Origin of the sequence: Sphingobium sp. LMC3-1-1.1 (assembly GCF_040676285.1) — a bacterium.
Lineage (GTDB): Bacteria > Pseudomonadota > Alphaproteobacteria > Sphingomonadales > Sphingomonadaceae > Sphingobium.
On sequence record NZ_JBEGHQ010000047.1, the window covers coordinates 1 to 650 of the forward strand.

Sequence of the window (650 nt, forward strand, 5' to 3'; positions counted from 1 at the left end):
GCGCCGAGGAAGCTTGCGCTGTCCTGGGGCTTGCCGCCGATCGCGCGCACTTCGGCCTGCATCGAGGAGACGACCTGTCCGCGATCACGCGCGAAATCGGCGAACAGGGCCGCAAAACGGGTGCTCTTCGCATCTTCGGCAGCGTCCTCAAACCCCTTCATGCTGTCGAGGGTCGTGGTGATCAGTCCATTGAGGACGGAGATATCATGCTTGTCGTTCATGTCATGATCCTTGATTTGAAGGCGGCTGGCCGGCCAGGCTTTTTCCTTGGCCGGCCAGACCACTCAGTTCGCAGAGAGCGACGAAGGCAGGAGCGCGCTGCCCTGCTGAAGCTGTTGTTCGATGATCGGCACGCCGTTGCCGGCTACCTGCTTCAGCGACTGGTCGGCGCCATCTTCGGCATAACCCTTGTAGGTCGCCCAGTTGCCCTGCTGCACCTGGGCGGATTGGGTAAGATAAAGATTGTCAAATGACCCGCGCGGCGTACTGCGAAGCATCTTGAGCATCGAGGCGCGCTCGGCCGACAGGCGAGTGCTGGGCCGGGCGATCTTGCGCTGGTCGTTGCTCAGCGACGCCATCAGCGTCTGCTGGGAGGTCTGTGATTCCGAAATGATGCGCCGGGCATAGTCCTTGACATCGCTGCGTTGCGA

Annotated in this window: 2 protein-coding genes; both read right to left on the reverse strand. The window is 61.5% G+C overall.

Annotated features, from left to right (window positions below):
• A partial coding sequence (locus MRBLMC3_RS18685; protein ID WP_363831255.1) for a PA2169 family four-helix-bundle protein occupies positions 1-221 on the reverse strand: 221 nt, incomplete at its 3' end.
• A 63-nt stretch (positions 222-284) separates the two neighbouring features.
• Positions 285-650, reverse strand: a 366-nt coding sequence (locus MRBLMC3_RS18690) for a DUF4142 domain-containing protein (RefSeq protein ID WP_363831258.1), incomplete at its 5' end; no start/stop codon positions are given.